10 protein-coding genes are annotated in these 23,386 nt (G+C 69.9%); 9 read left to right on the top strand and 1 reads right to left on the bottom strand.

Annotated elements, in window-relative coordinates; all coding sequences use genetic code 11:
• Positions 1–4,859: 4,859 nt before the first annotated feature.
• The 5 genes from E6K76_06670 (at position 4,860) to E6K76_06690 (ending at position 14,205) form a co-directional block, all read left to right on the top strand.
• Positions 4,860–6,806: a hypothetical protein gene (locus tag E6K76_06670; GenBank protein TMQ58800.1), complete on the top strand. Its 1,947-nt coding sequence runs from the start codon at positions 4,860–4,862 to the stop codon at positions 6,804–6,806.
• A gap of 45 nt (positions 6,807–6,851) precedes the next feature.
• Positions 6,852–9,305, top strand: a complete 2,454-nt coding sequence (locus E6K76_06675; GenBank protein TMQ58801.1) for a HAMP domain-containing protein — start codon at positions 6,852–6,854, stop codon at positions 9,303–9,305.
• The gene (locus tag E6K76_06680) at positions 9,302–9,979 is read left to right on the top strand and encodes an STAS domain-containing protein (protein ID TMQ58802.1); all 678 of its coding nucleotides are present in this window, start codon (positions 9,302–9,304) and stop codon (positions 9,977–9,979) included. The genes E6K76_06675 and E6K76_06680 overlap by 4 nt, the downstream gene beginning before the upstream one ends.
• A gap of 196 nt (positions 9,980–10,175) precedes the next feature.
• Positions 10,176–12,338, top strand: coding sequence for a hypothetical protein (locus tag E6K76_06685; protein ID TMQ58803.1), 2,163 nt, complete (start codon positions 10,176–10,178; stop codon positions 12,336–12,338).
• A 115-nt stretch (positions 12,339–12,453) separates the two neighbouring features.
• On the top strand, positions 12,454–14,205 hold the full coding sequence (locus tag E6K76_06690) for a hypothetical protein (protein TMQ58804.1): 1,752 nt from the start codon (positions 12,454–12,456) through the stop codon (positions 14,203–14,205).
• A gap of 884 nt (positions 14,206–15,089) precedes the next feature.
• Here the strand turns inward: E6K76_06690 and E6K76_06695 are convergent.
• Complete coding sequence (locus E6K76_06695) at positions 15,090–18,068, bottom strand: T9SS type A sorting domain-containing protein (GenBank protein TMQ58805.1); 2,979 nt, start codon at positions 18,066–18,068, stop codon at positions 15,090–15,092.
• 135 nt (positions 18,069–18,203) lie between these two features.
• Here E6K76_06695 and E6K76_06700 point away from each other — a divergent pair, with 135 nt between their 5' ends.
• Genes E6K76_06700 through E6K76_06715 form a run of 4 tightly spaced genes read left to right on the top strand, consistent with a single transcriptional unit; the run spans position 18,204 to position 23,377 of the window.
• Entirely contained in the window at positions 18,204–19,646 is a 1,443-nt protein-coding gene (locus tag E6K76_06700; GenBank protein ID TMQ58806.1) for a hypothetical protein, read from the top strand.
• 10 nt (positions 19,647–19,656) lie between these two features.
• Positions 19,657–20,835 (top strand): pyridoxal phosphate-dependent aminotransferase, encoded by a 1,179-nt coding sequence (locus tag E6K76_06705; GenBank protein ID TMQ58807.1) that lies wholly within the window; start codon positions 19,657–19,659, stop codon positions 20,833–20,835.
• Positions 20,836–20,838: 3 nt separating this feature from the next.
• Positions 20,839–21,819, top strand: a complete 981-nt coding sequence (gene arcC, locus E6K76_06710; GenBank protein TMQ58808.1) for a carbamate kinase — start codon at positions 20,839–20,841, stop codon at positions 21,817–21,819.
• 49 nt (positions 21,820–21,868) lie between these two features.
• Positions 21,869–23,377 carry an ATP-binding cassette domain-containing protein gene (locus E6K76_06715; protein TMQ58809.1) on the top strand — a complete coding sequence of 503 codons (1,509 nt, stop codon included), beginning with the start codon at positions 21,869–21,871 and terminating at the stop codon, positions 23,375–23,377.
• Positions 23,378–23,386 lie beyond the last annotated feature (9 nt).

Consider the following 23,386-nt stretch of genomic DNA (forward strand, 5'->3'; position numbering starts at 1 on the left):
TTTCGCTTCCGCGACACGCAGACGACCACGGCCGAGGGGCGGCTCCGCGCCATCGACGCGAACGGCAACCCGCCTTTTCTCGGGACCGCGGGCGCGCCCGTTTTCACCGCCCCGAACGTGCCCGCAGCGGTCGTGCTGACCGCTACGCAGGACACGCTCGTCGCCGACGGTGCCGATTCGGTTTTCGTCGCCGGCGCGGCGCGTGATGCGTTCGGGAACGCCGTCGCGCAGGGAGAGCGGTTCACGTTCGATGGGGGCGCCCTGCTCACGGAGATCACCGATCAAGATCCGGGTGCGGCGGGCGCCCAGCTCCTGGCCGACTCCACGGGAGCCGTGGGGGGCTACGTCCGGGCCGGAACCACGTCCGGCTCCGGCGCGGCGACGGCTCAATCGGAGCGGGGGAGCGCGGCGGGCTCGGTTCCGATTCATCTTCTTGCCGGTGCGCCTTCGGGGGCGGTCGCCCTCTCCGCCCCCACCGACTCGCTCGCCGCGGACAGCCTGGCGACGCTGATCGTCAGCGCCGCGAGCCTCCGAGACGCGAACGGCAACAAGGTGGAGAACGGCGAGAAATACACGGTCGCCACGACCCTCGGCGCGATTCAGAACCCCGACGCCGACCCGGCCGCGCCCGGCCGCCAGATCCTCGCCGCGGGTGGCGGGATCTCGCTCGCCCTGTTCGGAGGGGATTCGCTCGGGACGGCGCAGGTGACCGCGACCGCCCTGCGCAACGGCCTCTCGAACGGGTCCATGAATGTCCGACTCGTCCCAGGGGCCGTGAGCGCGTCGCGTTCGGCGGTCTCCGCGGATTCCCCCGTGCCGGTCGGTCCGTCGGGGAGCGTGGTGGCGGTCACCCTTCGCGACCGCCAGGACCATCCGCTCGGCGGCGTGCCGGCGGATTCGATCGGGGTCTCGGTGGTGGGCGCCTCCGCGAGCGTGACCCCGCTCGCCTCCGCCACGAATCCAGCGGGGCGCATCGATTTCCGCGCGACGGCTTCCGTTCCGGACACGGGCTCGGTGAACGTCTCGGCGCGAGGAGTCCCGCTGGCGGCGCAGCCCTCGATCGTCTTCCAGCCCGGGCCGCTCGACCATTACACGGTCGCGGGGCCCGCGGGACCCCTGACCGCGGGGGCCGGGGTCACGTTGACGGTTACCGCGCATGACTCCTTCGGGAATTCTCTGCCCGGTCAGAGCGGGAATGTGCTCCGGCCCACGGTGACCTCCGGCGGCGCTACCGTGCCCGACTCGGTCGTCCTCGCGGGGGGCGCCGCCTCGATTCCCGTGACCCCGACCCTCGCGAGCCCGCTCACGATCGTGGTGAGCGACGGCCCGCGCTCTACGACCTACGGCCCGGTCGCGGTGAATCCTTCGTCGGCGGCGACGCTCACGATCTCCCCCGACTCGCTCTCGCTCACCCCGACCCAAGCCGGAACCGTGACCGTCACCGCGCGCGACGGCCAAGGGAACCCGGTCCCCGGTCTGGCGCTCACGGTTTTCCTCGGGGGGCCAAGCCCCAAGGGCTCCCTCGAATCGCTCGGCCCGACTTCCGGGGGCCCGGGCTCGCAGGGCGGCCTCACGGACGGCTCCGGTCGGCTCGCGGCTCGATACAGGGCGCCGAGCACGGCGCCGGAGGCGGATTCGATCTTCGCGAGCGGCGGCTCGCTCGCTGCGGTCGGGATCCGCGCGGCGACGGCCCCTGGCGCGACCGTCGCGCTGCGCGTGTCGCCCCGGTCGCTGAGCTGGACCGCCGGCGTGCCGGAGAGCGTCCGCGTGGAGGCCACGGATTCGTTCGGGAACGTCACGGTGGCGGACGGTGCGGCGGTCACGATGCGCGGGGCGGGCTCGGTCGCGTGGAGCCCTGCCGGAGGCCCGCTCGTAGCCGGCCGGTTCGTCACCACGGGGCGCGACACCGTGGCGGAGCCGATCGCGATCGGAGCCGACCGCGCGGGAGGCGGGAGCGGAACCGGCGGGACCGCGACGGTCTCTCCCGGGGCGCCGTCCGGCGCGATCGCGTTCGCGGCGACGCGCGACAGCCTGACCGCCGACGGCAGGAGCGCGGCCACCGTCGTGCTCGGGCCGGTGCGGGACGCGTTCGGGAACCTCGTGGGCGCGGGGACGCTCGTGGGCGTGAGCGCGCAGGCGGGGACCCTGCTCGCCTCGGACCAGAGCGCGCTCTTTCCCGGTCTCGATTTGGCGACGGCGGCGGACGGCAAGGCCTCCCTGGTCCTGATCGCTCCGACCACGCCGGGCCCCGACACGCTCGCCGCGGCGACCCGCGCGGGATCTTCCACCGGGAGCCATGCGTTCACCTATGTGCCGCCCCCTTCGCTCGCGTACGTCGGGGGCACGGCGGCGCCGGGGGCCGTGCTCCCGGGGAGCAGCGCCTCCTTTACGCTTCAGGCGCGGAACACAGGGGCGGGCGCGATCCAGCTCGGCACGGGATCCGTGTTCTCGTTCGGCTCGGGCGCGACCACGTTCACGGCGGCGCTCGGCTCGGCGACGACCCTCGGGGCGGGCGCCGCGGCCACGCTGACGTTCGCGCCGGCGACTGTCCCGGATACCCTGACCCCCGGCGCCTACGCGCCCAGCTTCCGGGCGCTCGGCGTGGACGGCACCGGGGCCGCGTTCGACTTCTACCCGAGCCTCGCGGGGTCGCAGGTGAGCGTGCTCGGGATCGGCGTTGCCGCGGTCAGCGCTTCACCCGACCCCGCCCCGCTCGGATACCAGAATCTCTCGCTGGTCTTCGACGTGGCGAATCTCTCCGGCACGCCGGGCGATCTCTCCGGCGGGAGCTTGAGCTTCTCGACCGGCGCCTTCATCAGCGGCGCTCCGACCCCGGCGCTCGGCACGACGATCCCGGCGGGCGGGAGCACGCGGTTCACGTTCCCGGTCGCGGTGCCCTCCGGCGGGATTCCATCGGGGACGACGGTCAGCGCAACGCTCCAGGCGACCGCCTCCTTCGCGGGGACGCCGGTCGTCGCATCCAACTCGATTCCGCTCACCTTCCGGGTGACCTCCGCCGCGCGCGTCGCCGCGGCCGCGGGCAGCGGGACGCCGCCGCGGCTCCTCCGGGGCAGGACGTCCAACCCGACGGTGCGCGTCGCAAACACCGGCGCCTCCGCGGTCACGCTCCATCGAAGCGCCACGCGGCTCGTGCTCGATTCCGGCGCCACGACGCTCGCGACGGGGCTCTCCGCCAACACCGCGGTCCTTGCGTCGGACCAGGCGACGCTCGCGTTCGACTCGCTCGCGGTTCCCGCGGCCGGTGTGCCCAAGGCGCGCTACCGGGCGCGCCTTTTCCTCGACGGCACGGAATCCGGACAGGCTTTTGCCGACACGATCTCCTTCGCGCCCGACAGCGTCGATGTCTTGGACCCCGCGCTCCTCACGGTGCTCGCCGGCTCTCTCGCTCCCGACACCGTGAGCGCGGGGCAGTCGCGGCCCGTATCGCTCACGCTTCGCAACAACGGAGACGTCCCCTTCGCGCTGGACGCCTCGACCGCGCTCAAGCTCGCCGCTCCGGTCTCGGTCACGCGCTCCCTGGGCGCCTCCCCGACGCTCAACGCGGGTCAATCGCTCGTCCTTGCCTTCCCTGGCGCCCCTCTCGGATCGGCCGCCTCCCCCGGCGACGCCTCGGCGACGCTCGATGTGTTCGGCTTCGAGGAGGGGGTGGCCCGCGCGCGGAGCCTCTCCTCCGACACGCTCCACGCGATGCCGCCCGCCGTGCTCCAATTCGTCGCGCGCTCGACCACGCCGAGCGAAGTACGCCCGGGCCAGACGGTCGATTTCACCCTCGGCCTGCGAAACACCGGTGGGTCTCCCTTCGCGATCGATCCCGCTCAGACGCGTCTGAGCGCGAGCGACGGGAGCGAGATCATGACCGGCCTCGCCTCCGGCGCGGCCTTCGTGCTCGCGCCCAGCGCGCAGGCCACGCTCACATTCCCCGGGGTCCTCGTGCCCGCGGCGATGGCGAGCCAGCCCTACCGGCTGGATCTGGCGATCGCCGGGACGGAGTGGGGGCTCGCCGCGAACGCCGCCGCGACCTCCCCCGACAGCGAGCTGGTCGTGCTCGGGCAGCTTTCCGCGATCCAGGTCCGCGGCATCGACACCGCCGTGCCGGTCCAGGTCGCGTCGGGAGGCCCTTCCATCCGCGCATGGGGACTCGAGCTCACGCCGCTCGTCCAGGCGGGGGTCTCGACGAGGGATTCCCTGGCGTCGGTCGCCATCACGGTCCTCGCCGATGGCTCCCCGGGCGTCCCGCCCGCCTCCTCGGTTTCCTCGATTTCGCTCCGCGACCGCGCGGGCGCGCTCCTCGCGCAAGGCACGCCGTCTCCCGGCGCGCCGAATCCATTGACGCTGAGCCTGAGCCAGCCGCTCATCATGGCGGGCGGGGCCGAATCGCTCTTCGTCGAGATCGCGTTTCGTGCCGGCGCGCCCGTGGGCCGCATGGCGATCCAGCTCGCGCGGGGGAACGACGTCCTCGCCCTCGATGCGCTCACCGGGGCCCGCGCGCCCATCTCGGGGGGCGGCGGGCTTCCGTTCGCGGCGCTCACATCGCGCGAGATCACCTTCTTCGACCGGCCGCACGGCTATCCGAATCCGTTCCACGCGGGGAGCGAAGCGGTCCTCCTCTCCTACGTTCTCGGCCAGGACGCTCCGGTCAAGGTTTCGATCTACACGCTCCTCGGCGATCTGGTCCGCGAGCTTTCGCTTCCCTCGGGGAGCGCGGGCGGGGTGAGCGGCTTGAACGAGGTGCGCTGGGATGGACGGAACGGCAAGGGGGAGATCGTGCGGCCCGGCGTCTACGTCGCCCGGATCGATGGACCGGGCGTGAGCGAGCAGATCAAGGTGGGGGTGCTGCGATGAGAATGCGGGGATGCTTCCGTCAGGGGCGCATCCTGCGCCGCCATTTCCTTCGCCGGACCAACGTGCGGCGCCTGATCCGCGCCCTCTGCGCCGCCTCGCTTCTCCTCGCCGCGTTCTTTGGAACGCGCGCGCGCGCCTCGGGGCAGACCGCGGGGACCTCCAACCTTCTTTCGACCCCGGCGGGCTGGCCGAGCACGGGCGCCGCGAGCGGCTTCACCGGGGTCGCGCTCGATCCGCTCGCGATCTATATGAATCCGGCCGGCTTGGCCGCGCAGGATGAGCGCTCCCTGCTGGTCCACCACGGGTTGCTCCAATTCTCCACGACCTGGGACCTCGCCGCGGTCTCGTATCCGGTGCCCGGCCTGGGAGCTGTCGGCCTCGGTTTCGCCCGGATCGGAACCGGCGGGATCGAAGCCTACGACTCGGGAAATCGCGCGCTCGGCTCGATCGTATACCGCGAGACGGCCGCGGCCGCGAGCGTGGCGCGCCGCCTGCGTGGGCCGATCTGGGGCGGGCTCACGTTCAAGATCCTGGGGCAGTCGCTCGGCGATGTCTCGGCGTCGGCCCCCGCGCTCGATCTGGGGGTCCTCTACCGCCCGGCCGCGCTGCGCGGCGGGCAGATCGGGGTGTCGGCGCAGAACGTCCTCGCCGGGTCGCTGGATCTGGGCGGCACGACGCCGCCGCTCGACCGTTCCTTCCGCCTCGGGCTCGGAAGCCCCGAGTGGCGCCTGAACGCATCGAGCGCGGGAAAGCTCGTGCTGGATGTCGCGACCCGCGGGAAGGAGGGGATGAAGCCGCGCGTCGGTCTCGAGCTCACCCGCGCGGGGCTCGGAGCCGTTCGCGCCGGCATTTCGAACGGGAATCCCGTCTTCGGCGTGGGGCTTCGCTTCCGGCGCTACGGCTTCGACTACGCCTACCAAAGCGGGAGCATCGAGGCGACGCAGCAGTTCGCGCTCCGCCTCGCCTGGGGCGAGCCGGTCAGCCAGTACGAATCGCGCCGCCTGGTCGTGCTTCGGCGGGCGGCCGAGGATTCGATCCGCGCGCAGCACGCGGGCGAGATCGCGCGCGACCGCAGGAGGGCGGAAGCCTCGGAAACCTCGGGTGACTGGGAGACCGCCCTCGTCCTCTGGGAAGTCCTGCAGCGCGCCGATCCCGGCCAGCCGAGCTACGCCGGGCGCGCCGAACGGGCGCGGACGGAGATCGGGCGCGGCGCGCAGGCGGCGATCGTTACCGAAAGCGGGCGGCGGCTCGCATCGACGCTGGCCGAGATGGCCCGGCAGGCGCTCGCGCGGGGGGATGCCGAGGAGGCCGCGGGGCTCCTGCGCGGGATCCCGGCGGCGGGCGGATCGGGCGCCGTGTCCCAGGATTCTCTCGCCGCGCTCACACGCGACGTCGCCGCGGCGCGCGATCGCACCGCGGACAAGGCGCTCTCCCGCGCGGACTCACTCCAGAGCCAAGGGCGTCTCCTCGATGCCGCCGGCCAAGTGGCGCTCGCGCTCCGGCTGCGCCCGGACGATCGGCGGGCGCGCGCGATGTGGGTGGACCTGCAGGGCTCGCTCGGCAAGAGCGCCGCGGAAGCGCAGAGCCTGACCAAGAAGCTCGCCGCGCTCGGGGCGCTGAACGAGGTCGCCCGGGCGTTTGCGGAAGGGCGCTATCCCGACGCCAAAGCCCTGGTCGAGCGGTCGCTCGCGCTCGATCCCACGAGCAGCGAAGCCCGTGATTGGCGCGACCGCATCCAGCGCCGGCTCTCGACGCCGAAACCCGAGGTCAACGCGCGGATCAAGCAACTTTACATCAAGGGCATGGAGGCGTTCACGGCGGGGGACTACCGCGAGGCGCTCCGGAACTGGGAGCAGATCCTCGTGCTCGATCCTCTGAACGAGAGCGCGCGGCGGAACGTGCTCGAAGCGAGAGAGCGGATGAAGTCTGAGGTGCACCGATGACCGCTCCCGGCGACAAGGCGCGCCGATGAGCCCCAGGGTGAGCCGATGAGCCCCAAGGCGGGACCGACCCGACGCCTCCAGCTCCGAGTCCCTGCCGAGGACCGCCACCTAGCCGAGATCCGCGACTTCATCCAGGATGCCGGCGAGAAGATCCAGATCCCCGGAAAGGTCCTCGCCAACACGAAACTCGCCGTAGACGAAGCCTGCACCAACATCGTGAAGCACGGCTACAAGGGGCAGACCGGCTTCATCGAAGTCGTGGTCACCGGGAATCAGCGCGAGTTCTCGATCGCCATCCAGGATACGGGCGAGAGCTTCGATCTCCGCAACGTCAAGAGCCCCGATCTCAAGATGTACGTCGAGACGAGGAAGCGCGGCGGGCTCGGCGTCTTCCTGATGAACCAGCTCATGGACGAGGTCCGCTACCGCGGCGGCCCCAACGGGAACGTCCTGACGATGTCGAAGCGCCTCCGGCACCGCCGGCGGCGCCCGGGGAAAGAGCCGAAGCGCCGCTCGCTGCGCTTCGCGTACACGCTCCAGGCATTCGGCGCGATGACGTTCCTCGTCGCGGCGGCGTTCGGCTGGATCCACGCGCGGCAGATCCAGGACGTTCGTGGAGAAGCGATGTCCCACGCGCGGAGCGTGGCGCGCGGGCTCGTCTCCCCGGCGCTCGATCTTCTTTCGCGGCCCGAGCCCATGTCGATCGAGCAGACGCTCCTGAACCAGTCGATCCGCGCCGCGCTCCGAGCGAATCATGAGTACGTTTCCGCGCGCGTCCTCGACACGACCGGGCGCGTGTGGGGCTCGAATCGATTCGAGGAGCTGTTCACCACGGAGCGCGGCGGCCCCCGGCCCGGGCCGGGCGAGGGGGGAGGCGGTGCGCCCCCCCTCTACACTGTGAGCGGCGGGGTGCGCACGATCGTCGAGCCGGTGCGGGCGAGCGATTCGGGCAAGGGCTCGAGAATCCTCGGTTGGGTCCAGATCGGGATCAGCGAGCGCGCGATCGACTCGCGAATCGGAAGCGCGCGGGCCGAGCTGGCCGGGATCGCGCTCCTCACGCTGCTCCTGGGCTGCGTGCTCTCGGTGATCCTGATCGGCATCTTCGTCCGGCCGATCCAGGTGCTCTCGGAAAGCGTGCGCGCGATCGGTGAGGGGACGATGATGGCCGAGGTCGGGGGCTCGGGGAACGAGGAAATCGATGACATCGCCCGGGCGTTCAACGAGGTCACCGCCAAGTTCCGCGCGGCGCAGGGCAGCCTGGTCGAGCAGGAACGGCTCCAGAGAGAGATGCAGGTGGCGCAGGAGATCCAGCAGAGTCTCCTTCCGCGGCGCGTCCCCGAGCTCGAGGGCTACGAGATCGGCGCCCTGTACCGGGCGGCGAAAGAGGTCGGAGGGGACTATTACGACTTCGTCCAGGTGGACGAGCGCACCGTGGGGGTCGTGGTGGCCGACGTGTCGGGCAAGGGCGTGCCGGGATCGCTCGTCATGACGATGATCCGGACGGCGCTCCGCATGGAGGCGCGTGGGAACCGCTCCGCTTCGGACGTCATGGCTCGGATGAACGCCTTCGTCACCGAAGATATGAAGAAGGGAATGTTCGTGACGATGTTCTATGTCGTGCTCGATTCGGTGAACCGCGTCGTGACCTACGCCAGCGCGGGGCACAATCCGATGATTCTCTACCGCGGCGAGTCGGACGCGACCTACTTCCTGAAACCGAAGGGGATTCCGGTGGGGATCGACGCGCCGGACGCGGATCTGTTCCGGCGCACGATCAGCGTCGAACGGCTCACGCTCAAGCAGGAAGACATGATCGTGATCTACACCGATGGAATCACCGAGGCCATGAACCCCGAGCGGGAGCAGTTCGGCGAGGCGAGGCTGCTCGGCGCTATCAAGCGGCATGCGCACCTGAGCGCGCAGGAGTTCTCGGAGGCGCTGGACAAGGAGATCCACGAGTTCACGGCGGGCGCGCTTCAGAACGACGACATCACGCTGGTCGCGATCAAAGAGAAAGTTCAGCCGGAAGAGCGCCTCGAGTCGAAGCGGCGCGAGCTCTTCCGGCTCGTCGAGGAGGAGGGGGTGGCCGTCGCGGAAGCGTGTGACCGGCTCCAGGTCGCGCAGTCGACCTATTACCGGTATCGCCGGCGGGTGGCCGAGGTGGGAGGGCTGGAGGGCCTGAAGAGCATCCGACCCCGCGCCGAGCTCGCCAGGGCAAGCCTCGAGGAAGAGGCGGCCATCTTGTCCCTGGTGAAAGAGCAGCCCCTGATGGGGGCCCGGCGGGTCTCGGATCTGCTGCGGGCGACGGGCCGCTCGGGAGCCCGTTTGACCCCGGCGGTTGTCTACGCAACCCTAAGGCGTCAAGGGCTTAACACGAAGGAAAAAAGGCTCGAGTTCGCCCGAAACGGAACCGATAGACGTATGGCAAGGCTGGCCCGGGCGCTCTCCGGGGATGCCCAGGCCGGCCGCGCTCCGGAAGGACAAGGAGGGGGAGTATGAAGGGAATCGACGTCTACGTCGAAGAGGCGCCCCAGAACCGGGGTGTATCGATTCTGCGCGTCTCCGGCTACGTGGACACCACGACGAGCCCCGACCTCGAGCGGCGTCTCCAAGCGTTGCTCCGCGAGAAGCGCTTCCACGTGGTGGTGGATCTCGCGAAGGTGGAGTACATCTCGAGCGCCGGGTGGGGAATCTTCATCAGCGAAATTCGTGAAATCCGCGAGCACGGAGGGGACCTGAAACTCGCCGGGATGGCCCCCGATGTCCGGGAGGTCTTCGACCTTCTCGAGTTCGAGAATATCTTGCAATCCTACAGCGACACCGATCTCGCGGTCGCCTCCTTCGGGCCGATCGTGCCGGCGAATCTCTCCATGTCGCCGAACGCCGCGGGGACGGCCGCGCCCCGCCAGCCGGGCGAAGCACATGCCCCGCAGCGCAGCGAGACGGTGCTTTCCGATGACGACCTCGTGCGCGAGATCGTGCGCCAGCACCCCGATTATGGCCTCATGAGGATCCAGAAGGAGCTGAGGAGACCGGAGCGGGGCGGACGCGAGCTGAACCCCGTCCAGCTCTACGTGCTCCTGCGCAAGCTCGAGCTGGACACGCGCGAGCGGCGCGAAGCGCTTGCCAAGAGAGACGCCCCGGCGACCAGCTCGAGCCCGACGAGGCGCTGACACCGGAGACACATTCGGCCCCCGTTTCCTTCGAGACGCGGGGGTCTTTCTTTTTCCGGCTTGACCGGAGACCCTCCACCCCCTATCTTCAGCTCACGGCCACCTCCTACGAAGCCGCTCTCCCCGTGACTCGACCCCGCCCTCACAACGTAAGACCCGTACCCGTCGGGATCCTGATTTTCTCGAGACCGGACCGTTGAATTTCTCGCTCTCGTCATCTCCCAACGTCATCGCGCTCGCGCTCCTCGCGGGAGCCCTGGCGCTCGGGCTCTCGCTCTATCTCACGCGGTACCCGGCCCTCTCACCGCGCCGCCGCGCGATTCTCGTCGCCGTCCGCACCATCACGCTCCTGGCGCTGCTCTTCGCCTCGCTCGCGCCGGTCGTGCGCTACTCGAGCGCGTCGCGCGAGCGGAACCGGATGCTGATCCTGGTCGACCACTCGGGAAGCATGGAGGTTCGGGATGGCGACGCGGCGGGACGAACCCGCCGCCAAGCGGCGGACAGCGCGGCGGCCGCGATCGCCGGAGAGCTCTCGGGCCGGTACGACGTGCGGCTGGCACCCTTCGACGCCTCGTTGGGGCCGATCGCAAGGCCGTCGTCGTGGAACGCCGCGTCCCAAACGCGCGGCGCGGGGGAGACCGCGCTCGGCGACGCGATTCGCGAGGCGCTCGACCGCGTCGACCCGGACTCGCTCGCGGCGGTTCTCGTCCTGAGCGACGGCGCGGTGAACCGCGGAGAGGATCCCGAGCGCGCGCTGGGATCGATCGTCCCCGCCTTCGCGCTCGTCACCGGCTCCGCGGGCGATCCCCCCACGACCGGCATCGGCGGGATCGACGCGCCGAGCGAGGTCGTCCTCGGTCGGCCCGCGATGCTCACGGTGACCATTCGGAACGGAGCGCGCCCCGCGACGCGCGGAGTGGCGCGGCTGAGCGAGGGGGCGCGCGAGCTGGGCCGGGCCTCCTTCGCGCTGGAGCGAACAGGCTCCGTGAGCCGGGTCACGATTCCCTTCACGCTCGGAGAACGCGGAAAGCATTTCCTCGCGGTGAAGCTCGACAGCTTGCCCGGCGATCGAATCACCCAGAACAAACGCCGCCTGGTCGCGGTCACCGCCCGCCCCGCAAGACGCTTGGTGCCGCTTGTGGCGACATCCTGGGACTGGGATCTCCGCTCCCTCGCGCGCGGGGTGGAGGGGGACACGTCCTGGGCGATCCAACGGCTCATGCCGTCGGGAGCGGCGGGCGTCGTGGCTCCGGGAGGCGCGCCGCAGAGTCTCGCCCAGGCGCTGCTCGACGCCGACGTCGCGGTCGTTCGGTACGACTCGCGCACGCTCAATCCGGAGCGGAGCGCCGAGGTTCTCAATTTTCTCCATCGCGGTGGCGGCGTGCTCTTCTGGACGGATCCCGTGAATCCGCCTCCCGCCGCGGGGCCCTTGACGAGCGCCCTCGGGCTCGAGTGGCGCGACCTCGGCAGAGCGACCGGGCCCAGCGCGGGCGTGGACCTGTCTCCTGCCGGCAGAGCGCACGAGGTCTCGCTCTTGGGCGGGGACGCCGCCACCGCGATCACCACCTGGCGCTCGCTCCCGCCGATTCAGGTTCCGGTCCTCTTGAGCCTGAAGGGGAACGCGCTCGTCCCGCTCCTCGAGGCGCGGTACGGGACGGAGACGACGCCGCTTCTCCTCGCCGGACGGGTCGGAGCGGGTCGCGTCGCGGTATTGAACGCGACAGGGGTCTATCGATGGGGCCTGACCGCTTCCGGCTTGGCGGGCGGGGCGGGCATCGAGCCCTCGTTCTTCGGTGGGATCAACGCTTGGCTCTCGCAGAGCGCCGACGACCGGCCGGTGCGGCTCTCCGCTCCCGACCTCACGCCCGCGGAGCGCGCGGTTCCCGTGAGGCTCGCGCTCTCGAACGCCGCCTTTGCGACCGGGGCGCGGGCGACCGTACGGGCGCGGCGAAGCGCCGGCGCCCTCGCGGGCGAGGTCCTGCTCGGCGCTTCCTCGCAGGGGGATTTCGCCGGCTCGATCGCGCTTCCGGAGGGGATCTATTCGCTCCTCGGGCGGGTGGAGCGTGGGGGGCGGCTCCTGGGCACGGACAGCGTGCGGGTCGCGGTCGGGGAGCAAGGAGTCGAGTTCGAATCGCTCGGCGCCGAGCCTTCCGTGCTCGAGCGGCTTGCCTCGCGCTCGGGCGGGGTCTCGGCACCCCTCGCCAGCCCGGAACCGGTCCTCGCCAGGTTGCGCTCGCCCGACATCGCCAAGGCCCGCATCATCGAGCTGGACCTGTTCCACAACGTGGCGCTATTCCTCCTGCTCGTCCTCGGCGCCTCCGCCGAGTGGATCTTGCGAAAGAGGTTTCACCTGCTCTAGGGCGGCACCTCCACACCGCCGGTCTCAGACACCTCCCCGAGAACGGAGCACGCGCTCCCGAGCGCCGCCGATCGTTTCCGACGCCTCCCCCGCCTCCTCATCCAGGGGGAATCCCATGCATCGCAGTCTCGGGCGGAGGCCCGCGGCACATCTTGCTTTGCTCGTTTTGCTCGCCCTGCCCGCGGCGCACGCGAACGCCGAGCTCCTCCTGAACGAGGTGCTCTACGACCCCGAGGGGGCCGATGAGGGATCGGAGTTCGTGGAGCTGTGGAATCCGGACACCGTCGCGATTTCCCTGCTCGGGATCGTGGTGGAGTCGGGCGATGGCGCAAGGCCCGGCGTCTGGACCCCGGTCTACGTGGGCGCCGGAGGTGATTCGGTCCAGCCCCGGCGCGCCTTCTTGATCGCGGGGACCTCCCTTCTCGCGCCCCTCCAGAACGGTCCCGACGCGCTTCGGCTGAGCCGCGACGGGGTGGTGCTCGACCTCTTGGGCTACGGGGCGCTCACGGCCCGCGAGCTATTCGAGGGCGCGCCTGCCGCCGACGCCGCATCCGGGCAAAGTCTCGCCCGCGCCGAGGACGGGGTGGACACCCGGTGGAACGCGGCCGACTGGGCGCCCGAGCCGAGCCCCACTCCGGGGAGGGCCAACCATCCCGACGCGCGGCTCTCCATCGTGCGCGGAAGCGCCCGGCTCGTGCCGGACGTGCCCTGGCCGGGTGAGGTCGCCTTTCTCCGGGCGACCGTGAAGAATCTTGGACGCCGGGAGGTCGCGGCGACCCGATGGCGCGCCGAGGTCGCGATGCGCGCCGGGGACGGTCCGGGAAGCGAATGGTCCGCCGCGCCGGTGGCGATCGGGCCGGGCGCGACCCTGGCTCCGGGAGAGAGCGCGGGCGTGCAATGCACCCTCTTCCCGCCGGGGCCGGGTCCATTCGGTCTGCGGCTCATCCTGCGCGATCTGGGCGAACCCCCGGGGGCGAGCGGGTCCGGCCTCGCCGATACCGTGACGCTCTTGTCGCGCTCCACCGCCGGCCCGCTCGTCGTGAACGAGATCGCGTTTCGGGACCGGGGCGCAGGGGAATGGATCGAGCTGATCGCGCGGGACGATCTCGCGGATGTGGGCCTCTTCGCTCTCTCCGACGCGGGCGGCCACGCGTATCCGATCGATCGGGGGGCGGCGCCGCGGGCGGCCAGCGCGGGGGAGATCTTCGTGGTCGCGCAATCGCCCGGGCTGGTGCGCGGGGCCTTCTCGCTGCCCGACAGCGCGGTTCTCGGATGCCTCGGCGGCTGGGGGGCGCTCAACGACACCGATGGGGAAGACGGTTTCGCCGATCGGGTGCGCGTCATCGACCCGCGTGGCGCGCCCTCGGATGTCGTTCCCTATCGGGCGGGATACACCGCGCGCGATGGATCGCTCGAGCGCCTCGGAGCGACCCTCCCCAGCGCCGCGCCGAGCTCTTGGGCGGAATCGATCGACCCTCGGGCCGGGACCCCCGGACGGCCGAACTCGATCCAGGCTCCCGGGAAGAGCCCGGGAGGCCGCGGCGGGCTCCTCTACGCGAGCGCGCGGGTGGTGCGGCGGGTACCGGGGTCGCCCGTGGCGCCGGTCGCGCTGCGATTCAGCGAGGAGGCGCGCGGGAGCCGGATCCGCGTCTTCGTCCACGACCTCCTCGGCCGCGCGCGGCGGCTCCTCGTCGACGGGCAGCGGGTCCTGGGGGAAGGCGCGTTTTTCTGGGACGGCCGCGACGACCAGGGTGCTCCCGTGCCGGCCGGGATCTACGTCGTGCGCGCCGAAACGATTCCCGACGACGGCGAGCCCGCGAGGAGCGGCGCCCTCGCGCTCGCCGTGGTGGACGGGCGGACGCGATGAGGCCCGTCGCGATTCTCCTTCTCTGGATCATGGCCGTGCCGGCCCCCGCCCGGGCGGCGTTCGAGCTCCGGGACGCGAGCCCGGAAGCACTGGGGGCCGCATCCACCGACGGCGCATGGCTCCCGTTCGCCGGGGAGTGGCGTGCCGGCGGCGGAGACTCCGCGTCGGCAGCGCCGCCTCGTTTCACTTGGCGCGCCGGGGCATGCCGCGCCTCGCTCTTTGGAGCCGACGCGCTCTTGCTGAATCAGCTCGACCTCTCCCTGCAGGGGAACACCCATGCGATCCGGCTCGATTACGTTGCGCTCTCCGGCCCGGGGACACGGGAGTCGTCGATCGGCCTTGAGATCAGGGAGACCGCCGTGCGTCCAATCTCTCTGGCGCTGCGCGCGGAACGGCTCGATTTTCTCCCCGACGACGCGGAAACCTGGGGCGGCTGGGCCCTCGGCGGATGCGCGCGGGGCGCGCTGGGCGGCGGGATCGAAGCGTGGGTCGGCGGGGCCCGGCTTCTGAGAACCCGGGCGCTCGAGCGCGCGGCCGTTCCCGCCGCGTTGGAGCTGGGCGCCTCGCTTCGCGCGGGATCGGCCGCCATCGCGATCCTGGATCGCTGGCAACCGGACGCGACCCACGCCCCGCGCATGGCGCTCGAGATTCCGCTTGCGGACGCCCTGCGCGTGAGCTTGGGACGCGGCACGGGGCCCGGCCGGATCGGCGTCGCCTTCAATCTCAGATTGGGGAGTCTCGAAGCGTCCTGGGGAAGGCTCGACTACTCCTTCGGAGGAACGATCACGGGAATGCGTCTCGGACTCGCGCGCGAGAAAAATGGACGGCCCGCGGTGAATGCGGGCCGTCCCCAGTCTTCGAAATTCCGCCGCCTAAGGCGCGGGCTAGCGCAGGAGGATCAGCTTCTTCGAGGCCCGGAACCCGTTCGATTCGAGCACGTAGAAGTAGGCTCCGCTCGGGAGGGAATGCCCCTGGTCGTCCGTTCCGTTCCAGCGGGCGATGTGCTCGCCGGAAGGCTCAACGCGACTCACCAAAGTACGGACCAGGGCTCCGGCCACGTTGTAGATGCGAATATCAACCTGACCCGCTCGCGCGACCGAGTAGTGGATCGCGGTCTCGGGGTTGAACGGGTTCGGCACGTTCTGCGCCAGGCTGCTCCGGACGGGCGGCGTCTCCCCGCCCGATCCCTCGTCGACCCCCGAAGCGATGTAGCAGGGCGCTTCCTTGAAGTAGGTCTGGACGACCGACTTCGCGAGCTGGTACCGCTCCCCGGTCTCCTCGATGAAGTTGAAGCTGAAGCCCTGGAAGACGACCTTGGCGCTGTCCGTCGGGGAGAACGTGTTGTAATCGGTGGCGTAGCGGGTCGCGGCGGCAAATGTGTTCGGGTACGCGAGCATGAGGCCCGACCTGCCCGAGTTGGCGGTCGAGGAAAGGGTGACCAGGTCGAACTGATTGATGATCGGGCAGTCCCCGTTCACGTGCATGAACCGTCCCGCCGTGGGGCCCCCGTTGACCCCTCTCACGATCGGATGGAGCGTGTCCTGGGGGCTGTTTTCCCAGTTGTTCCGGAGCCAGACCACCCCGCACGTGAATCCGAGGAAGCTGTTGTAGTTGAGCTCGCCGTTGTTCGCCATGAGCTCGAAGCCCACGTCATCTCCGGTGATCCAGAAGTTGCGGTTTTTCCCGGGTTGCTGGATCCAAGACTGGATCACCGCCTGGTCCTGGGGCGTGATGGTGAACGCGGAGAGGTCTCCCGAGTGCCAAATGATCGTGGAGTACTGGAGCAGCTTGCCGACGTCGGTGACCGGCCAGTGGTACTGCACGTCCGTCGGGTCGGAGCCCCCGAGGCAGTTTCCGATCCCGCTCGAGGGGCCGTTCACATCCCAGGTGTCGTACTTGAACCCGAGCGCGCTCAGGGCGTTTGTCATGTAGACCTGCGGCTCGCGTCCGGAGAAGTGATTCACGAAAAGGATCGAGGCGAGGCTGTCGCTGCACCCCATCGGAAGGTTGATCGCGGTCTTCACGGGCAGGATCGAAGCCGAGCGATAGCGCTGGTTCGTGATCGCGTCGCTCGGGAAATAGGCGGTCGTGTTCTGACTGTCCGTCGCCGCGAAGTAGTACTCGAGGGTCGTGTTCGCCGGGTAGTTCCCGGGCGGGACGTCGGCGAAGAAATGGGTCGGGAGCGCTGGCGCCACGCGTTGGAGCGGCACGGAGTTGAACGACCCCCCATTCAGCCTGTAATACATGAAGCCGTTCTTGTACCCGTGCGACGCGCTGACCTGTACGACCGTGGTGTCGCCGAGGGGCGTATTGAAGTTGTCGTCCCGGAAGAACGCGGTCGTCTGAAACGTGTCGTTGAAAAGGTCGATGTCGCGGACGACGAAGCCGGGAGCGGCCTGGCCGATGACGCCGATCGCCACGTTGTCGAACAGGGCATACGTATTGGCGGGCGACGAGACGCCGGAGCAAAAGACGTTGGAGTAATCCCTGAGCCCCAACTCCACCTGGACCGAATCCTTCCCGCCCGCCCCGGGCAACGAGATCGCCTGCCGGATCCAGTCTTTGCTCCCCCCGTAATAAACGAAGAACGTCGGATCGATCCAATTTCCCCACTGGGCGTCACCGACGTTCTTCGTGCGGAAATTGGTGTGATAGTAGAAGCACGAATTGAGGGGCAGGTTCCGGTAGACATCGAAATTGAGAAAGACCGTGCTCGCCCTGTTGGTCTTGACCGGCGGGGTCACGACGAAGTTGTCCAGCCCGGGAACCAGGGACAGGGTGACCTGGTTCCAGTCGGTCCAGACCTTCGACTGATTCGTAGCGCAGATATCCTCCGTCAGGACGTTCCGCTGGAGGAAGAAGTAGTCCCCCACGCCCGGGAAGGTGGACCGCTGCCAGCTTCCCATCCCGCTCTCCGCGTCGTCGAAGAAAATGACGTTCGACCCCGCCTTGATGGTGATGTTGTCGATGATCCAGCCATCCCCGTTGTAGAGGCCGTCCGCCGAGGAATAGCCGATATCGCTCGTGAACGAGAACCGGAACGGGACCGGAAGGGGTATCGAGTCGTCGGGGTTTCCGCGGCGGTACTTCGCGACGATGGAGTCGGGGATAGTCACCGTGAACGTGTCGCAAAGGGAGCTATTCGGAACCTTCCCGGTGAAGAAGGCGATCTGCTGCCAGCTGTTGTCGAGGTCGTTCACCTCGACATAGCCATAGTCGTAACCGGGCTCGGCGTCGAAGTGGTGTCGGAAGCTGAGCTTGACCGGCGTGCCCGGGGGGATGACGTTCGTGGGGAATTTGTTCTGGAGGTACTGAATCCAATCGTTGTCGTACCCGGCGCGGTTCGAGTCGTAAATCCAGGAAGAGTCTATGATCCCGCACCACCACGAATGGTTCTGGCAACCGAGGAACGTGTCGATGTGCCACGCGGTGGGCTTCGCGGAAGCGTCGTAGTGCGTCCACCCCCCCTCGTTACTCGGGCTCGTGCGCGTCTCGAGGCTGTCGATGAACGCCCAAACGGTGTCCCCGACCGTCGCCGAGCGCATCGATCGTCCCGCGCGCGGTGGGGGCGCACCCACATCGGGTCCCCTCTCGGGAATCTGGGTCTGCACGATTCCCGGGAGGATCGTCGGGCCGGCCGGCGCGGGCACGTTCGAGGAGGCCCCGGCGCTGCCGAAGGAAAATGCCGGGAGGAGAAGAGACCAAAGCACCGCGGTAGCACTACGTCGCATAGGTGCGCTCCTTTTGAATCGATCGAATGGGGGGTGAATTCGAGTCAAAACCCGATCTCGAGGGCGCTCCTGAGCGGAATACAGGCCGGGCACAGCGGGGCGTCTGCGGACAGACCGGCGCGGGCATGGCATGTCGCCTCGGGGAGACCTCGTGTGCTGGAAAATTGCGACATCCGCTCCGCGACTGAGGAAACCACTCGGAAGCGGCGTCGAGTATTATATCCGATCCGCGCGATCGCTTCCACCGAAATCGCGCCCTCTGCTATCATGCGTAGGGACACCCGGCTGGCGGAATTCGCGACGTTGGATTCGGCGGGCCTCGCGCCCACCGAGCAGGATTCCACCGGCGACGACAGGTGGCTGCCGCTTGCGGAAGAGGAACTCGAGAACGCCGATCTCCTGGAAGAGGAGAGACCCGCGCGTAGGGGGGCGCTCCTCCGCGGCGCTCTCACGCGCGGCCGATTTCGACTGCGGCGGATCGCGGTGCTTGAAGAGCGCCGGGGTGTGCGCGGCGAGCTGGGTTTTCTCGTGGACGGGAGGCACCCGAGAGCGGGAGCCCGCGCGACCGCGGCCGCGGGTCACCTCGATCTCGCCGCCGGCCGGGTCACCCTGTCGCACGGCCCCGCGCTGTTCGCGGAAGCGATGCGCGTGGGGCGGAGCGGACGGCGCGTGCGGGGGCCGAGGACCGACCCTGTACGCGCGCACCCCTCGCTGGGGGCCTCGGCGGGAGCGATCGACGGGGGCGCCTTCACCTGGAACGCGGGCCCCACGATCTGGGCCTTCGCAGGGGTTCGAAGCGAGATCCGCGAGCCGATCGCGGGCGTGGGCTTGGGGGTCTCGCGCGGGCGGATGCGCGGCTCGGCGGCGTTCGGCGCGGGGCTGCCCGCCCGGGTCGGCGGGAACGATGCCCCGGACGGAGGCGGAGGGACCGCGCCCCGGCCTTTCCGCTGCGGCTCGATCACCGTCGCCCGGCAGAGCCAGGGCCGGGACTGGGCCCTCGAGGCGCTCCGGTCTCCGGAGGGACACGCGCTTCTCGCGGAAGCCCGCGGGCGCGCCGGAAGGGCGCTCCTTTCCGCGCGCTGGCGTTTCCGCTCCTGGAAGTCGAGAAAGGTCGCCGCGGAGCTCGGCGCGGAGACGCTCGGCCCCGATTCGCGGGCACGCGTGACGTGGCGTTCCTGGTCGCGGAACGCCGCGGCCGACGACGGGCTCCTCGAGCTGGAGGCGTCGAGATCTCGCCGTGGCGCCGCCGCCTTGCGGCTGCGGGTCGGGGCGGCCGGGCTCGGCCGTGAAGGGAATCGCTTCACGGTGCATGAATCCTACGGGCTCGCCGTCGCGACCCTCGCCCGCGATGACCGGTGCAGCCTCGCCGTTCACGCGCTGAGGCGCGGCTCCTCGAACGCCGGTTCGAGCAGCTCGAGCACGACGCTCGGCTCGCGGCTCGACCTGCGCGCGGGAAAGCTCGGCCGGCACTCGATCCTCGTCGAGGCGACCCGGATTCGGAAGGGCGCGCCCGCGTGGGGCGTGGGGCTCGCGCCCTCCGGGGAAACCACGCTGCGGGCGCGATCGAAGCCCGGCCTCTGGGTCTCGGCGCGCGGAGGGTTCGGGTCACGGCTCTGGCGCATCGGATACGCGCTCGAGCGCGGTGAGGGCCCGGGCGGCACCAGGCCCTGGAGCGGAAGCGTCTGGCTCAAGCTGGATCGGTCACCCTAGGAGAGAACCCATGCGATACGCGGACCGGATGAATCAGCTCGGCACCGAGACGGCCTTCGAGGTTCTCGCGAAAGCGCGGGCGTTGGAAGCCCAGGGCCGCTCGATCGTGCATCTCGAAATCGGGGAGCCCGACTTCGACACTCCGGCTCCGATCCGCGCCGCCGCGGCGCGCGCCCTCGACGAGGGGTTCACGCACTACGGTCCCTCGGCGGGGCTGCCCGAGGTGCGCGAGGCGATCGCAGCCTTCATCAGCCGCGACCGGGGGCTCCCGACCGCCCCGGACCAGGTCGTCGTGACCCCGGGCGGGAAACCGGTGCTCACGTTCGCGATCATGGCCTGCGTGAACCCCGGGGACGAAGTGGTCGTGCCCGATCCCGGCTTTCCTATCTATGAATCCGTGGTCCGCTTCATCGGCGCGAAGGCGGTTCCGATGCCGTTGCGCGAGGACCGAGGATTCCGGGTCGGCGCGGCCGATCTCGAGCCCCTGCTCACCCCGAGGACGCGGATGGTGGTGCTCAACTCGCCGCACAACCCGACCGGCTCGGTCCTCACCCCCAAAGATCTCGATGAGATCGCCGCGCTGCTCCGCGAGCGCGAGATCTTCGTGCTCTCCGACGAGATCTACTCGAAGATTCTCTACGACGGCGTCCACGAGTCGATTGCCACGCGTCCGGGAATGGCGGAGAAGACGATCCTCCTCGACGGATTCTCGAAGACCTACGCGATGACCGGCTGGCGGCTCGGGTACGGTGTCATGAATCCGACGCTCGCGAAGCACGTCGCGCGGCTCGCCACGAACGTCTACTCCTGCGCCACCTCGTTCGTGCAGCGGGCGGCCATCGTGGCCCTCGGCGGGACCCAGAGCGAAGTTCGCGGCATGGTCGCCGAGTTCCACCGGCGGCGCGACGAGATCGTCCGGGGTCTGAACGCGATCCCGGGAATCCGCTGCCTGAAGCCCGCGGGCGCCTTCTACGTGTTCCCGAATATCGAGGCGCTCCAGATGAAGAGCGCCGACGCGGAGCGGATCCTGCTCGAGGAGGCCGGTGTCGCCGCGTTGTCCGGGACCGCGTTCGGTCCGCGCGGGGAGGGCTACATGCGCTTCTCCTACGCGAACTCGATCGAGAATATCCGCGAGGCGCTCCGCCGCATCGGCGTCTGGGTCCAGAGCCAGGTTCGGGCCGCGCGCTGACGGATGACGCCGCGCGAACCCGAGCCGCGCGCACACAAGCTTCCCCGATCCGCCGTGATCACGCTCGGCGGGAACGCGATTCTCCCCGCCCGCGGGACCGGCACATTCGAAGAGCAGCTCTCGATCACGCGCGTGACGATGGAGCCGATCGCGCGGCTCATCCAAGAGGGCGTCACCGTGGTGCTGAGCCACGGCAACGGGCCGATCGTGGGAAACATCCTGATCCGGAACGAGGCGGTGCGGGATCAGATACCCCCGATGCCGCTCGACGTATGCGGGGCCGATTCGCAGGGCGGTATCGGCTACATGATGCAGCAGGCCCTTCAGAATGAGCTCCATCGGATCGGGATCGACCGCCCGGTCGTGACGATGGTGACGCAGGTGCTCGTGGACGAACGGGACCCGGCGTTCCGGCGTCCCACGAAGCCGATCGGTCCTTTCTATTCCCACGAGCGCGCGCGAACCCTGGCGAAGGAGAAGGGGTGGACGGTGGTGGAGGATGCGGGGCGGGGGTACCGGCGCGTCGTACCTTCCCCGAAGCCGCTCGAGATCGTGGAGATCGCAGCCATACGAAAGCTCGTGCAGGATGGGAGCGTTGTGATCGCGGCCGGGGGAGGCGGGATCCCGGTCTCTCGCCAGTGGGACGGGACCCTCCACGGGGTGGAGGCGGTCATCGACAAGGACCTCGCGTCCTCGCTCTTGGGGAGGCTCCTCGGCTCGGAGGCGCTCGTGATCGTGACCGGGGTGGACCGGGTCGCGGTCCATTTCGGAAAGCCGGACCAGCGGGATCTGACGACCGCTAACGCATCGGAGCTTGAACGATTCATGGCCGAGGGGCATTTTCCACAGGGGAGCATGGGGCCGAAGATCCAGGCCGCGATCGAGTTCGTGCGCAGCGGGGGTGGCTCGGTCTGGATCACCTCGCCGGAGAAGATCCGCGAGGCTCTGGAAGGAGCGGCGGGAACCCGGATCGTTCGGGAGTGAAGCGCGCCGCGCCGGCGGGACGGGCACGGACGTGGGAAGGGGGTCGGGAGTGAGCGGGAGAAGCACGGGGCTCAGGGTGAAGGGGCTCACGGTGGCGGACGGTTCGCGCTGGCTCGTGCGGGACCTCGACATGGAAGTCAAGCCCGGGGCCGTGCACATGGTCCTGGGAGAGCGCGACACGGGCAAGACTGCGTTGCTCGAAGCGGTCGCCGGGCTTCGCCGCGAGGAGCGCGGCACGGTGAGACTCGGCGAATCGGACAATGCCCCTCCGCGCGACCGGCGGCGCGGCGCGCGATTCTTACCCCGCGAGTGCGATGCCACCCAACTTTCGACCCTGGAACGCCTCCTGGTCGGACGTCCGCCCCGGCGGTTGGGGCTCGCGATCCACGGCAAGAGAGCCGAGGAACATGCCCGGGCGCTCGCGAAGCGCGTCGGGCTGGAGGCTCTGCTGGACGTTCCGGTCGAAGCCCTGCGTCCGCTCGAGCGGAGGCTGATCGAGCTCGCCGCGGCCCTCGGCGAATCCCCCCGCGCGTTGCTCCTCGATGAGCCGACGAGCGAGTTGGGTCCCCACGAGGCGCGGCATTTTCTCGGGGTTGTCCGCGCCATCGCGCGGGAAGATGGGATCCCGATCGTATTCACGAGCACGTGGGCTCGCGACGGCTACCCGGACGCGGAGGCGGTGACGATCCTCCGGCGAGGCGAGGCGCCGGTCACCGTCTCGACCGCCGAGGTCACGGAGTCCGCTCTGAGCGAGCGGTGGACCGGGGGCGGTTTCCGGCGGGCGCCGACCGGGCCACACTCTGCGGGCGACGCGCTGCTTCGCATCGAAAACATCGTCCTCCGAGGGCGAGGCCGCGAGACGTCGCTTGCGGGGGTCGCGTTCGAAGTGCGCGCCGGAGAAGTGCTCGCGATCGTGGGGGCCCCGGCCGACGGCCTCAACCTCCTCCACGACGTGCTGCTCGGCCATCGCGCCCCGGACCGTGGATCGATCCAGTTCCTCGGGAAAGAGCTGGCCGCAACCGATCGTCGCCAGCGGGTCGAAGCGGGGGTGAGCTTCGTGAGCCCGCCGCATGCGCGCGATCAGTCGCTGGGGAATTTCACCGTGGAGGAGAATCTCATTCTGGGTCAGACGCGCCGTGGCCCGTTCGCGAGGCGCGGCTGGCTCAAGTTCGAGTCGATCCGAGGGAACGCGGTGCGCTCCCTGAGCGATTTCGAGGTGCCCGACGCCAAGCCACGCGACCGGTTCGGGCACCTGAGCCTGGGGGCGCAGCAGCGGATCGTGATCGCGCGGGAGGTGCTGCGCGATCCGGTGCTCCTCGTCGCGCGCTCCCCCGCGCAGGGCTTGAGCCTTGAGGCGCAGGAGTACGTGCGGAAGGCGCTCGTGCTGCAGTGCGAACGCCGGAGCGGCCTGCTCTGGCTCTCGGAGGATCCCGAGGAGGCGCTCCGGGTGGCCGATCGCCTCGCGGTCCTTGCGGCGGGCAGGCTGGTGTGGCTTCCGGTGACCGAAACCCTGACGCGCGAGGCCATCATCGACGAGATGTCGGGGACGGCGGCGTGATCCGCGCGA

The sequence above is a fragment of the Candidatus Eisenbacteria bacterium genome (assembly GCA_005893275.1).
Taxonomy (GTDB): Bacteria; Eisenbacteria; RBG-16-71-46; order SZUA-252; family SZUA-252; genus WS-7.

Excerpts from the sequence above, each read along its gene's own strand:
- E6K76_06680 (TMQ58802.1), top strand. The coding sequence starts at position 9,302 with ATGAAGGGAATCGACGTCTACGTCGAAGAGGCGCCCCAGAACCGGGGT.
- E6K76_06670 (TMQ58800.1), top strand. The coding sequence starts at position 4,860 with ATGAGAATGCGGGGATGCTTCCGTCAGGGGCGCATCCTGCGCCGCCAT.
- E6K76_06700 (TMQ58806.1), top strand. The coding sequence starts at position 18,204 with ATGCGTAGGGACACCCGGCTGGCGGAATTCGCGACGTTGGATTCGGCG.
- arcC (TMQ58808.1), top strand. The coding sequence starts at position 20,839 with ATGACGCCGCGCGAACCCGAGCCGCGCGCACACAAGCTTCCCCGATCC.
- E6K76_06705 (TMQ58807.1), top strand. The coding sequence starts at position 19,657 with ATGCGATACGCGGACCGGATGAATCAGCTCGGCACCGAGACGGCCTTC.
- E6K76_06675 (TMQ58801.1), top strand. The coding sequence starts at position 6,852 with ATGAGCCCCAAGGCGGGACCGACCCGACGCCTCCAGCTCCGAGTCCCT.
- E6K76_06690 (TMQ58804.1), top strand. The coding sequence starts at position 12,454 with ATGCATCGCAGTCTCGGGCGGAGGCCCGCGGCACATCTTGCTTTGCTC.
- E6K76_06695 (TMQ58805.1), bottom strand. The coding sequence starts at position 18,068 with ATGCCATGCCCGCGCCGGTCTGTCCGCAGACGCCCCGCTGTGCCCGGC.